The organism is Streptomyces sp. NBC_00090 (genome assembly GCF_045160815.1).
Taxonomy (GTDB): Bacteria; Actinomycetota; Actinomycetes; order Streptomycetales; family Streptomycetaceae; genus Streptomyces.
Genome location: NZ_CP108224.1, coordinates 1,417,672 through 1,430,497, shown reverse-complemented (window position 1 = coordinate 1,430,497; position 12,826 = coordinate 1,417,672). Strand labels below are relative to the sequence as shown.

The following is a 12,826-nucleotide window of genomic DNA, read 5'->3' as shown; positions in this document are numbered from 1 at the left end:
CCTCCTGGGAAGTGGGCGTCAGGGTGACTACGGTCCGGCGACGGCACCGAGACCGATGGTCTTCCGGGCGTGGCCGCCGTACGTGATCAGGTCGGAGTACCGCCGGTCTTCCGCACCGTCCTGCCCGACTCGCAGCCGGGGCTGCCGAGCAGCCGCGTCCTGGTGCGGTCGCCCCGTGGGGGCGTTCAGCGTCAGGCCGACGGGCACACCGGTGGCCGTGCGGGTCGGGAGGCGCCGGCGTCGCGGGTGACGGCCTGGACCTGGGGGCTGAGGGTCACGGGGGTCGTGGAGACCTGGTCCGCCCGGGCGCTGGTCAGGGTGACTCCCTGGGCATGCGGGCACCGACGCCGACGGCGTCGGGACGACGAAGAGCCCTCCGGGGACCGGTGCGACGAAGTGCCCTCCCGGCCCCGGGGCGACGAAGAGCCCTCCCGGCCCCGGCCCCGGTACGACGAAGACCCTCCCGGGGACCGGGAGGGCGGAGAGCGGGAGGGCGGACAGCGGGAAACGACGAAAGCCGGGCTCGGGCGCACGGGGGGGCGCGTCCGAGCCCGGCATCGCCGGGGGTTCCTACTCCTCGGTGGGGCCGAGGTCGGGCGTCTCGCGGAAGTCGACGGTACGGGCCCGGGGGCCGGCGTGGAGTTCCAGGACGACGATCTCGTTCGTACCGGCGCGCAGGACGGGAGCGGGGACGTACAGCGACTGCTGCGGGCCGCGGGACCAGTAGCGGCCGAGCGCGAAGCCGTTCACCCAGGCGTTGCCCTTGGTCCAGCCTTCGAGGTGCAGGAAGGTGTCGGCCGCCTCGGTGAGCTCGAAGGTGCCCCGGTGGAAGGTCGGGCCCACGGGAGTCGTCGTGGTGGCCGCGAAGGGGATGTCCTCCAGCGAGGTGAGCGGCAGCGGCCGGTTCGTCCAGGCCACCGGCTCGACGCCGTCGAGACGGACCGCGCCGAGCAGTCCCTTGCGGTCGTGGATGCCCTGGCCGTAGTTCACCCGGCCCTGGTTCTCCACCAGGATCGAGAGCACGCTGCCCGCCCGGGGGACCGTGAAGGCCAGGGAGTGCTCGTGGTTCTCGCGCTCCAGGACGCCCACCGGCTGCCCGTCGACGAAGACCTGGGCGCGGTCGCGGACGTGCTCGATCTCCAGCAGGGCCGGGCCGCGCACGGGCAGGGTGGTCTCGTAGAGGACGAAGCCGAAGTCCTGCTCCAGCTCCTCCATGGTCAGCGGCCGTCGGGAGTCGATCCGCGGCGTCAGCGCCGCCGCGCTCGGCAGCAGCTCGGCGCTCTCCGTCAACTTGACCGCGGGGACGGCCAGTTTGGCGCCCGGGGCGGGGACGCCATCGCTCGGCACGGGCGCGTACTTGGCGATGATCTCGCGGAAGGCGGTGTACTTCTCCGTCGGGTCCCCGGCCTCGTCGAGCGGCGAGTCGTAGTCGTAGGAGGTGACGGTGGGCCGGTAGGTGTGCTTGTCGTTGGCGCCGTTGGTGAAGCCGAAGTTGGTGCCGCCGTGGAACATGTAGAAGTTGACGGAGGCGCCGGTGGCGAGGACCTCGTCGAGCTCGCGGGCGGCGTCGTCGGGGTCGCGGACCACGTGCTGGGCGCCCCAGCGGTCGAACCAGCCGATCCAGAACTCCGTCGTCATCAGCGGCCCCTCGGGGCGCAGCGCGCGCAGGGCGGCCAGGTGATGGGCGGAGCGGCTGCCGAAGTTGGCGGTGGCGAGGACGCCGGGCAGGGCGCCCCGCTCCACGTCGACCGGCTGGTCGCAGGTGAACAGGGGGACGTCGACCCCGCAGGCGCGCAGCGAGTCGGCGATGTGCTCCATATAGGCGGTGTCGTCGCCGTAGGCCCCGTACTCGTTCTCCACCTGCACGGCGAGGATCGGGCCGCCCTGCGAGGCGAGGTACGGCCGGAGCGGGGTGAGCAGGCGGTTGAAGAAGTCGTCCACCGCCGCCAGGAACCGGGGGTCGCGGGTGCGCAGCTGTATGTCCGGCTCGGTGAGCAGCCACGAGGGCAGACCGCCGCCCTCCCACTCCGCGCAGATGTACGGGCCGGGGCGCAGCAGGACGTGCAGCCCTTCGGCGGCGGCGAGTTCGATGAAGCGGGGGAGGTCGAGCCCGCCGTCCATCACGAAACGGTCGGGGCGCGGCTGGTGGAGGTTCCAGGGGACGTAGGTCTCGACGGTGTTGAGTCCCATGAGCCGGGCCTTGCGGAGCCGGTCCTGCCACTGCTCGGGGTGGACCCGGAAGTAGTGCAGCCCGCCGGACAGGAAACGGAAGGGCTGGCCGTCGAGCAGGAATCCGGCCTTGTCTGTCTGGAGAACGGGCATGCGCTGCTTGCTCCTGTTACGTGAAGGGTCGTGCGGGTTGAGACGTCGCCCTGTTTGTTTGCGTAAACATACAGGACATGGCAAGCCCTTTCTACAGGCTTGCGGGGGCGGAGTCGCCATGCGGCTCCGCCCCGCGGTGGTGGAGCTACTTGTTGACGGTGAAGCCCTGGTCCTTGCCGTACTTGACGCTGACGTCCTGCCAGGCCTTCAGGCCGTCGTCGAGCTTCGTCGAGGAGACGTACGCCTTGCCGACGGTGTCGTTGAAGACCGAGTTCGAGTACACCTGGAAGGGCAGGTAGGACCAGTCGGCGCCGACGTTACGGGCGGACTCGGCGAAGATCCGGTTGGCCTGCTGGCCTCCGAAGTACGGGAACTTGGCGTCGAGGAACGCCTTCGACTCGAGGTCGGCGCGGGTGGCGGGGAAGGCGCCCTCGGCGACGCGGGCGCTCGCGCCGGCGCCGGTGGTGGCGAACTCGGTGAAGGCGTAGGCGAGTTCCTTGTTCTTGGCGGCCTTCGGCACGGCGAGCGAGCTGCCGCCGTTCTCGGCGCTGGTCTTGTCGCCCTTCGTCCACGCCGGCAGCGGGGCGACCCGCCAGTCACCGGAGGCGGAGGCGACTCCGGAGGTGAGGTTGGCCGGCATCCAGGCGCCGATGGAGAGGGTGGCGATCGAGCCGTCCGCCAGTCCCTTGTACCAGGCGTCGCTCCAGGAGCTGATCGGCGCGACCAGCTTCTCGTCGAGGAGCTTCTGCCAGGTGGCGCTGTACTTCTTGGTGCCCTCGTCGCCGAAGTTCACGGTGACGTCGGTGCCGTCGGTCTGGTAGGGGCGGCCGCCGGCCTGCCAGATGAGGCTGGTCGTGGCGCCGGCGTCGCCGGTGTCGTTGGTGATGAAGAGCTTCGGGTCGGCCTTGTGGAGGGTACGGGCCGCCTCCACGTACTCGTCCCAGGTCGTCGGCACCTTTATGCCGTGCTTGTCGAAGATCTTCTTGTTGTAGAAGAACGCCATGGGGCCGGAGTCCATGGGCAGGGCGTAGATCGCCTTGTCCTCGGTGACCGCGTTCCACGGGCCGGGGGTGAAGCTCGTGCCGTACTTCTGGGCGCCGTAGGGGGAGAGGTCCTCGACGGACTTGCCGATGGCGAACTGGCCGAGGGCGTAGTACTCGACCTGCGCCACGTCGGGGGCGCCGTTGCCGGCCGAGATCGCGTTCTGCAGGGCGGTGTACTGCTTGTCGCCGGTGCCCGCGTTGACCAGCTCGATGTCGACCTTGGGGTACTTCTTCTCGAAGTCCTCCGCCACCTTCTTGAGCGTGGGCTCCCAGGCCCACACCGTCACCTTTCCGCCCTTCTCGAGCGCGGCGTTGATGTCCTTCGGGGCGCCGCCGGCGGAGCCGTTGCCCGAGTCGTCGGAGCCGCAGGCCGTGGCGGTCATCGTGAGCGTGGCGAGCACGGCGAGCGAGCCGAGCAGTCTGCGAGTGGTGTGCTTACGCATGGGAGGTGCTCCTGGTCGGTGGTGCGGGTGGGGAGGGACTTTCGGGAGGGGGCGGGTCAGGGGTGGGCGGTCATTCCTTGACGCTGCCGGCGGCCAGGCCGGACTGCCAGTACCGCTGGAGCATCAGGAAGACGGCCACGATCGGGACGATCGTCAGCAGGGAACCGGTGACGATGAGGTCGAAGACGGCCTCGCCGCCGGCCGTCTGCGCCTGGGCGTTCCAGGCGTTGAGGCCGAGGGTCAGGGGGTACCAGTCGGGGTCCTTGATCATGATCAGCGGCAGGAAGTAGTTGTTCCAGGTCGCGACCATGGAGAACAGCAGCACGGTGACGGTGCCCGGCACGAGGAGCGGCAGCGCGATCGTGAAGAAGGTGCGCAGCTCGCCGGAGCCGTCGATGCGCGCGGCCTCGAGGAGCTCGGTGGGAACGGCCTCGGAGGCGAAGACCCACATGAGGTAGAGCCCGAAGGGCGAGATGAGTGAGGGAATGATGACTGCCCAGGGGGTGTTCGTCAATCCCATGTTGCTGAACATCAGGAAGGTGGGTACCGCCAGGGCGGTGCCGGGGACGGCCACGGCTCCGATGACGACCGCGAAGACCGCCTTGCGGCCCGGGAAGTCGAACTTCGCCAGGGCGTAGCCGCCCAGGACGGCGAGGACCGTGGCGCCGCCCGCGCCGGCGGCGACGTACATCAGCGTGTTGAGCAGCCAGCGGACGAAGACGCCGTCGTCGTAGGTCAGCGTGCGGGTGATGTTGTCCCACAGGTTGAAGTCGTCGGCGAACCACAGCCCGAAGGAGTCGAGGAGTCCCCGCTGGCTCTTGGTGGCGTTGATGACCAGCCAGGCGAGTGGGAGCAGAGTGTAGACGAGGACCAGGCCGGTGACGAGGGTCAGCGGGATGCTGCGGCGGGGGTTGAGCGGAGTGTGCGGGAGCTTGCGGCGCTTGGCCGTGGTGGGGCGGGTGCGGTGCGAGGAGGCGGGGGCGCTGCCGGTCCGCGGCTCCGTGGGAGACGGGGTGGGCTCGGCGGCCGCGGTGGTCATGGAGGTGGTCATGGCTCAGCCCTTCCGCATGCCACGCAGCTGGACCGCGTAGGCGATGATCGCGGTGATCACGCCCATCACGATCGCCACGGTCGCCGCGTAGTTGTGCTGCTGGCCCGAGAAGGACAGCGAGTACGTGTAGAGGTTGGGGGTCAGGTCGCTGGTGATGGCGTTGGGGGCGAGCTTCTGCAGGATGCTCGGCTCGTTGAAGAGCTGGAAGCTGCCGATGATCGAGAAGATCGTGGCGATGACCAGTGCGCTGCGGATGGCCGGCAACTTGACCGAGGTCACGATGCGCCACTCCCCGGCGCCGTCGATCGACGCCGCCTCGTAGAGCGAGCGGGGGACGACCTTGAGAGCGGAGTAGAAAATCAGCATGTTGTAACCGACGAACTCCCAGGTAACGATGTTGCCGATGGAGGCGAGTACGAGGGAGGGGGAGAGCGGGTTGGGGAGGTTGACGCCGAGCGCGTCGTTGATGTTGCCCACCAGGCCGAACTGGTTGCCGTACATGAAGCCCCAGATGAGGCTGGCGACGACGGCGGGTACGGCGTACGGGAGGAAGATCGAGACGCGGAAGAACGTCTTGCCGTAGAGCCGGCCGCTGTCGATCGCGAGGGCGGCGAGGAGCGCGATGCCCAGCATGACCGGTACCTGGATCAGCAGGAAGAGGCCGACCCGCATCAGGCCGTCCCAGAAGCGGGGGTCCGTGAGGGCCTCGCCGTAGTTGTCGAGACCGACGAAGGAGGTGCCGCCGATGAGCCGGTCCTGGAACAGACTCAGGTACCCGGCGTACCCGATCGGCGCGAGAAAGACGAGGCCGAAGACCGCGACGAACGGGCCGGCGAACCCCCAGCCCACGAGGGCCTCCTTGCGGAGGCGGAAACGGGCTCGTGGGCGGGGCGGTGGTGCTGCCGTAGCACGCGTCGACAGGAGCGTCATGGGCTTGGGTCCTAGCGTCGGTGACCGAGCGGTCCGGAGACGGGGAGCGAAAGTAGTGCGGCCTGAGGCCGAGAACCGACCCTGTGGAAGGGTTGGCCGACGAGAAATGTTTACGTAATCATCGGTAGCGTGATGGTGACATTCCCGCTGAGGGGCGTCAAGCACGAAGTGGTAGCGAATGAGAGGGATTCGGGTGACCGAGCAGAACGCGACCGGTCGGTCGGCGGCGGCCGTGAATGACGGCCGACGGGGGGCGCGAACCAGGCCGCGCCGTGTTTCCATGGCGGATGTCGCCCAGCGGGCGGGGGTCTCCTCGCAGACGGTTTCCCGCGTCTCCAACGGCGACGCGGCCGTCGTCGAGGCCACCAGGAAGAAGGTCCTCGACGCGATGAAGGAGCTGGGATACCGCCCCAACAGCGCGGCTCGCGCCCTCAAGCGGGGTGAGTTTCGAGCCATCGGCGTCATCACCATGGGGCTCACCAGCACGGGTAACGTCCGGACTCTGGACGCCATAGCGGGCTCGGCGTCCCGCGCCGGCTACGCGGTCACCCTGATCCCGCTCGACGCGCCCACGCAGAAGAACGTCAAGGGGGCGTTCACCCGCCTCGACGAGCTGGCGGTCGACGCAGTCGTGCTGATCATGGAGGTGCACCTGCTCGACACCGCCGCCCTCACCCTGCCGCCGCACGTCAAGGTGGTCGTGGTGGACTCCGACGCCACCGGACGCTTCCCGGTGGTGGACACGGACCAGCGGCAGGGCGCCCGCGCCGTGGTGCGGCATCTGCTCGATCTCGGCCACGGCACGGTGTGGCACATCGCGGGACCCGAGGAGTCCTTCGCCGCGGGCCGTCGTGCCGAGGCGTGGGAGGCGGCGCTGCGCGAGGAAGGGCGCACGGTGCCGCCCGTGCTGCGCGGGGACTGGACCCCCGAGTCAGGTTACGAAGCCGGCCTGAGGATCGCCGACGAGGCCGACTGCACGGCGGTGTTCGTGGCGAACGACCAGATGGCCCTCGGTTTGCTGCGGGCCCTCCACTCCCGCGGCGTGCGCGTCCCCGAGGACGTCAGCGTCGTCGGCTTCGACGACATCCCCGAGGCGGCCTCCTTCATCCCGCCCCTGACCACCATCCACCAGGACTTCGCCCAGGTCGGAGCGTTGTGCGTCGAGGCCGTCCTGAGGGAGCTGGCGGGCGAGACGGTGACGGGGGTGCAGCTCGTGGCGACCACCCTGGTGGAGCGGAGCAGTACGGCGTCCCCCGGCGCGCGCGGACGGGAGCGCTGAGACCGTACGCCCGGGGAGGGAAGGGAAGGGAAGGGAAGGGGGGGAAGGACGACGCCGACGTCGACCGGGCATGACAGCAGGGCCGGCAGGAGGACGATGTCTGCCGGGCGCGGCGGGCTGCCGGCGGTAGAGGGCCGGGCCGGCTTCAGGCCATGGCGCCGGGCCGCGGCGGAGCCGTGCTCGAACGCACCACGAGGGCGGGTTCCACCGCCCTGCGCCGCGGTCCGTCCGTACGGCCTTCGATCTGGTCGAGCAGCAGCGCGACGCAGTGCTTGCCGACCACCTCGAAGTCCTGGTGCACGGTCGTCAGGGGCGGATGGAGGTACGCGGCCTCGGCGATGTCGTCGAAACCGGCCACGCTGACGTCCCCCGGCACGCTTTTGCCCGATTCGTGCAGGGCGCGCATCAGGCCCATCGCCATCTGGTCGTTCGCGGCGAAGACGGCCGTGACCTCCGGATGCCGGGCGATGTCGAGACCGGCCCGGTAGCCCGACTTCGCCGACCAGTCCCCGTACGCCACCGGCGGGACGGGCGCGCCCGCGTCCGTCAGGGTCCGGCGCCAGGCGTCGGCGCGCCGGCGCGCGGCGAAGGAGTCGGGCGGGCCGGCGAGGTGCCAGACCGTACGGTGGCCGAGGCCGAGCAGGTGGGACACCACGCTGCGGGAGCCGTGGGCCTGGTCGAAGTCGACGTTGGGATACTCGTGGCCGGTGTCGCCGTCGGCGACGACCACCGGCATGGACGGCGGCAGGTGCAGCGACGGGGTGTCGAGCATCTGCGACTCGACCAGCACGATTCCGTCGACGGACTGCAGCATCAGATGCTGGAACGCGTGGCGTACGGCGGCCTCTGTCTGGGCCCGTACGCCCATGAAGTTCACGGAGAAGTCGGCCTCGCGTGCGGCGTCGGCGATCGCGCCGAGCGTACGGGCGTTGCCGTGCGCGCCCACGTCGAAACTGACCACGCCCAGAGCCCCGAACCGGCCGGTGACCAGCGCGCGGGCCGCCGTGTTGGGGCGGTAGCCGAGCGCCTGCATGGCGGCGAGCACCTTCTCGCGGGTGGCGGAGTCGACGTTCTCCCGGTTGTTTGCCACCCGGGAGACCGTCTGCGAGGAGACGCCCGCCAGGGTGGCGACCTCCGCCATGGAGGGCCACTGGCGGGCCGCCCGGGAGCGAGGCGACCGTGTTCTGTTCTCCGTCGCCATGCTCGCGACCTTCCGTCGGAAGACATCCAAAGACATCCAGAGACGTCCAGGGCCGCCCGCGCGGGGGCCCTAAGTATGTTGGCGTAAACATACCGGCCGGTCAAACTTCGGCGAATCTTGTCCGAATCCTTGACAGTGCTCTCGGTCACTCCCAAACTCTCGTCCCAAGCGCTCGTGTTAACGCGAACATGGGAAGGCGACACCTCCGTGTAACACGGAGGTCACCTTCAGTCGGCGATTTCCGGACCCACCCGGCGGTCGCCTTCCGCGCGGCACACGAGCCGAACAACGGGCTCCCCCCTCATCCGCAGGCACCCCCGCACCAGAGGTGCGCCTACGCCTGCCTCATCCGCCCCACCCGCCACTTTCCCCCCCAGAACCACGAGGTACGCGATCATGCGACGCACATCCTCGGGGACGGCCACCGTGCTCACCGCACTCTGTGCCGTTCTCCTGTCCCTGCTGGGCACCGCCGGCACCGCTCACGCGGCGGCAGTCACCATCAACAACGCCACCCAGTTCACCGACCCGGCGGGCAACCCCGTACACGCCCACGGCGGCGGGGTTCTCAAGGTCGGCGCGTACTACTACTGGTTCGGCGAGAACCGGAACGCCGACAACAGCTTCCGGTACGTCTCCGCCTACCGCTCCACCGACCTGAAGACGTGGGAGTTCCGCAACCACGTCCTCAAGCAGGAGACCGATCCGGAGCTCCAGGGCGCCAACATCGAGCGGCCCAAGGTCATCTACAACGCCTCGACCGGCCAGTACGTGATGTGGATGCACAAGGAGGGCAGCGCCACCGACTACTCCGAGGCGCGTGCCGCGGTCGCGGTCTCCTCGACCGTCGACGGTGACTACTCCTGGCGCGGCAGCTTCCGCCCCGAGGGGCACATGTCCCGTGACATCACCACCTTCGTGGACACCGACGGCACCGGCTACATGATCTCGGCGGCCAACGAGAACGCCGACCTGCACGTCTACCGCCTCACCGCCGACTACACCGCGATCGACGCCCAGGTGAACAAGCTCTGGTCCGGGCAGTGGCGTGAGGCCCCCGCGATGTTCAAGCGGAACGGCGTCTACTTCCTGCTCACCTCCGGCGCCACCGGCTGGTCCCCCAACCAGCAGAAGTACGCCACCGCCACCAGCATCACCGGCTCCTGGACCGGGCTGCAGGACATCGGCGACTACAACACCTACGGCTCCCAGACCGCGTACGTCCTGCCGGTCCAGGGCACGTCCGGCACCTCGTACCTCTACATGGGCGACCGCTGGGGCAACTCCATCGGCGGCATGGTCAACGACTCCCAGTACGTCTGGGCGCCGCTGAAGTTCCCCACGAACACCACCATGACCATGGACTACTTCCCGCAGGTCACCGTGGACACGGCCACCGGTACGGTGCAGGGCCTCGGAACGTGGCAGACGCTGAAGGCCTCGCACAGCGGCAAGTGCGCCGACGTCGCGGACCGCTCCACCGCCGACGGTGCCGCCCTCATCCAGTGGGGCTGCGCCAACAGCGTCAACCAGCAGTTCTGGCTCAAGTCCGCCGGCAACAACCGGGTGCAGATCGTGGCCCGGTACAGCGGCAAGTGCCTCGCCCCCCAGGACGGGTCGACCGCCGACGGCGCCGCCATCGTCCAGTACGCCTGCAACGGTACGTCCGCCCAGCAGTGGAAGGTGATCGGCTCCGGCAACACCGTGCAGCTGTCCCCCGTGCTGAGCGGCAAGTGCCTGGACGTCATGAACACGTCCACGAATGACGGCACGCCGCTCATCCAGTGGAGCTGCAACAGCAGCGCCGCCAACCAGAAGTGGCTCCGCACGGCTGCCTGATCGCCGTCCGGACCGCACCGGGCAGGCCCCGCCCCCCGTCGGGGCCTGCCCCACCCACGACCGCTCGTCCCGCACCCGCACCCGCACCGCCCGGCCGCGCCGGCCCCCGTCGCCCGCGGCCCCCTCGGCGATCAATGATGAAGTCAGGGAGATCGACCATGCCCTCCACCCGTGAACGACCCCCGAACCGCATGCGCAGGAGCGGAGCGGTCCTGGGCACCGCCGCCGTGGCCGCGCTCCTCGCGACCGGCCTCACGCCCGTGACAACCGCGGCGGCCGCGAGCACCGAGCAGGCGGTGACCGTCCGCCCCGACCCGAGCTACCAGCAGCAGCCGTTCGAGGGCTGGGGCACCGCGCTCGCCTGGTTCGCCAACGTGACCGGAGGCTGGCCGGATGCCCAGCGCAACGCGCTCGCGGACGCCCTCTACGGCCAGGACGGCCTCGGCCTCAACATCGCCCGCTACAACATCGGCGGTGGCGACAGCCCCGAGACCACCCCCTACATGCGGGCCGGCGCCGCCGTCCCCGGCTACTGGAACCGCCCCGGGGCCGAGTCCCCCGACTGGTGGGACCCGAACAACCCCACCCACTGGAACCCGAACGCCGACGCCAACCAGCGCTGGTGGCTCACCGCCGCCAAGGCGCGGGGCGCCGACAAGTTCGAGGCCTTCTCCAACTCCGCGCCCTACTTCATGACGAACAGCGGTCTCGTCTCGGGCAACTGGAACGCCGGGTGGGACAACCTCCGCTCCGACCAGTACGAGCGGTTCGCCACATACCTCTCCGGCGCGATGCAGCGCGCGCAGAACGCCACCGGTGTCACCTTCAACACCCTTTCCCCCATCAACGAACCCAACACCAGCTACTGGGGGGCGGGCGGCCGGCAGGAAGGCTCCCACTGGGACCCCGCCTCCCAGTCGCGCATGTACACCACCATGCGGGCCCGGCTGAACGCCGACGGCATCACCACGCCCATCGCCGCCATGGACGAGACCAACCCGAACACCTTCCGCACCAACTGGGACACCTACGACACGGCGGCCAAGGCCGCGCTCGGCCAGCTCAACACCCACACGTACAGCACCGGCGGCCGTACCGGAGTCCGTGACATCGCCAAGGGTTCGGCCAAGCCGCTGTGGATGTCCGAGGTGGACCTCGGCGGCAGCGTCGGGCAGAGCTTCACCGACATGAGCCCCGCCCTCGACCTCACCCAGCGCGTCAACGAGGACTTCCGCGAGCTGGAACCCCGCGCCTGGGTCCTGTGGCAGGCCGTCGAGGACTACGAGAACATGACGCCGGACCACGAGAACTCCAACTGGGGCCTCATCCAGACCGACTTCACCCCGGCCGACGCGGCCACCGAGCCGATCCGCAAGAACAAGAAGTACTGGGCGATGGCGAACTACACCAAGTTCGTCCGTCCGGGCGCCCGCGTCATCAACACCGACAACGCCGACACCTTCGCCGCCCTGCGGCCGGCCGGCCAGGGCGCGGTCGTCGTCCACACCAACCCCACCAATGACCCCCAGCGGCTGACCCTGAACCTCGCCGGGTTCCAGAACGTGGGTACGGGCGCCGTCCAGCGCTACACCACCGACGGCACCAAGGACCTGCAGCGCGAGAGCGACCTCGCCCCCGTCGGCAAGACGCTCACCGCCACCGTGGGCGCGGGCTCCGTCACGACGTTCGTCCTGCCCGCCGCGACGGGCGTGAACGTCAACGACACCACGGCCCCCACCGGCGCCGCGCGGCAGCTGCTCAACGACAACAGCGGCAAGGCCCTCGCCGTCGCCACGAGCGGCGGCCAGAGCACGCTGGTCCAGCGCACCTCCAGCCCCGGCACCACGTCGCAGCAGTGGAAGTTCACCAAGCTCGCCTCGACCGACTGGGGCAACACCGCGGCCTACCGCATCACGAGCGTCGCCAGCGGCAAGGCGCTCGCGGCCCAGGGCGACGCCCTGGCCATGGTGAGCTCGGGCACCTCCGCCGAGCAGAAGTGGCTGCTGTCCACCACGGGCGAGGGACACTACACCCTCGTCAACAGTGCCAGCGGCAAGCTGCTGGACGTCAGCGGCCAGTCCACGAATGACGGTGCGCCCGTCGGCGTCTACCGTCCGACGACCGGGTCCAACCAGTCCTGGACCTTCCGCTCCGTCGCCGCGGACACCTGGACGCCCCTGCGCATGCGGCACAGCGGCAAGTGTCTGGACGTGACCGGCGCGTCCACCGCGGACGGCGCCCAGGTCGTCCAGTACAACTGCGGCAGTGCGACCAACCAGCAGTGGTCCCTGCGTCCCGCGGGCGGTGGCTACGTCAACGTGGTCGCCCGGCACAGCGGCAAGTGCCTCGACGTCACCAACGAGTCGACCGCCGACGGCGCGATCGTCTTCCAGTACGCCTGCGGCAGCGGTGCCAACCAGCAGTGGTCGGTGCACAAGTCGTCCGACGGCTTCATCACCCTGCTGGCCCGCCACAGCGGCAAGTGCCTGGACGTGAGCGGCGCCTCCACGGCGAACGGCGCCGAGGTCGTCCAGTACGCCTGCGGCACGGGCGCCAACCAGCAGCTCAGCCTCTCCTAGCAGCGCCCCGGCCGGTCCGGAAGCCACCCGGCTTCCGGACCGGCCTTTCCGGCGTTCACCGGCCGGGGTGGTGCGAGCCGCCCCCCCTCAGACGGAGGAATGTATTCTGTTCGGATGTGATGACTTCGGTGGGCCTCAC

The 12,826-nt window shown here is 69.7% G+C and carries 9 protein-coding genes; 3 read left to right on the top strand and 6 right to left on the bottom strand.

The annotated features are described in order from the left end of the window. Positions 1-27: 27 nt before the first annotated feature. From OG361_RS06140 to OG361_RS06120, 5 genes are all read right to left on the bottom strand, one after another. Complete coding sequence (locus tag OG361_RS06140; RefSeq protein WP_405852293.1) at positions 28-207, bottom strand: hypothetical protein; 180 nt, start codon at positions 205-207, stop codon at positions 28-30. 363 nt (positions 208-570) lie between these two features. Beyond that, positions 571-2,322 carry a beta-galactosidase gene (locus OG361_RS06135; protein WP_405852292.1) on the bottom strand — a complete coding sequence of 584 codons (1,752 nt, stop codon included), beginning with the start codon at positions 2,320-2,322 and terminating at the stop codon, positions 571-573. 145 nt (positions 2,323-2,467) lie between these two features. Then, positions 2,468-3,808, bottom strand: a complete 1,341-nt coding sequence (locus OG361_RS06130) for an ABC transporter substrate-binding protein (RefSeq protein WP_405852291.1) — start codon at positions 3,806-3,808, stop codon at positions 2,468-2,470. A gap of 70 nt (positions 3,809-3,878) precedes the next feature. Beyond that, on the bottom strand, positions 3,879-4,859 hold the full coding sequence (locus tag OG361_RS06125; RefSeq protein ID WP_405852290.1) for a carbohydrate ABC transporter permease: 981 nt from the start codon (positions 4,857-4,859) through the stop codon (positions 3,879-3,881). Positions 4,860-4,862: 3 nt separating this feature from the next. After that, a complete protein-coding gene (locus OG361_RS06120; protein WP_405852289.1) occupies positions 4,863-5,789 on the bottom strand; it encodes a carbohydrate ABC transporter permease in 927 nt (308 codons plus the stop codon). Between the two features lie 280 nt (positions 5,790-6,069). On the opposite strand from OG361_RS06120, the gene OG361_RS06115 reads away from it, so the two are divergent. Then, positions 6,070-7,068 carry a LacI family DNA-binding transcriptional regulator gene (locus OG361_RS06115; RefSeq protein ID WP_405852287.1) on the top strand — a complete coding sequence of 333 codons (999 nt, stop codon included), beginning with the start codon at positions 6,070-6,072 and terminating at the stop codon, positions 7,066-7,068. A gap of 145 nt (positions 7,069-7,213) precedes the next feature. Here OG361_RS06115 and OG361_RS06110 read toward each other — a convergent pair whose 3' ends face one another. Further along, entirely contained in the window at positions 7,214-8,209 is a 996-nt protein-coding gene (locus OG361_RS06110; protein ID WP_405862102.1) for a LacI family DNA-binding transcriptional regulator, read from the bottom strand. A gap of 456 nt (positions 8,210-8,665) precedes the next feature. Between OG361_RS06110 and OG361_RS06105 the strand changes: the two genes are divergently transcribed. Together OG361_RS06105 and OG361_RS06100 are read left to right on the top strand one after the other, a co-directional pair. Then, positions 8,666-10,108, top strand: a complete 1,443-nt coding sequence (locus OG361_RS06105; RefSeq protein WP_405852286.1) for an RICIN domain-containing protein — start codon at positions 8,666-8,668, stop codon at positions 10,106-10,108. 158 nt (positions 10,109-10,266) lie between these two features. After that, positions 10,267-12,687, top strand: a complete 2,421-nt coding sequence (locus OG361_RS06100) for an RICIN domain-containing protein (protein WP_405852285.1) — start codon at positions 10,267-10,269, stop codon at positions 12,685-12,687. Positions 12,688-12,826 lie beyond the last annotated feature (139 nt).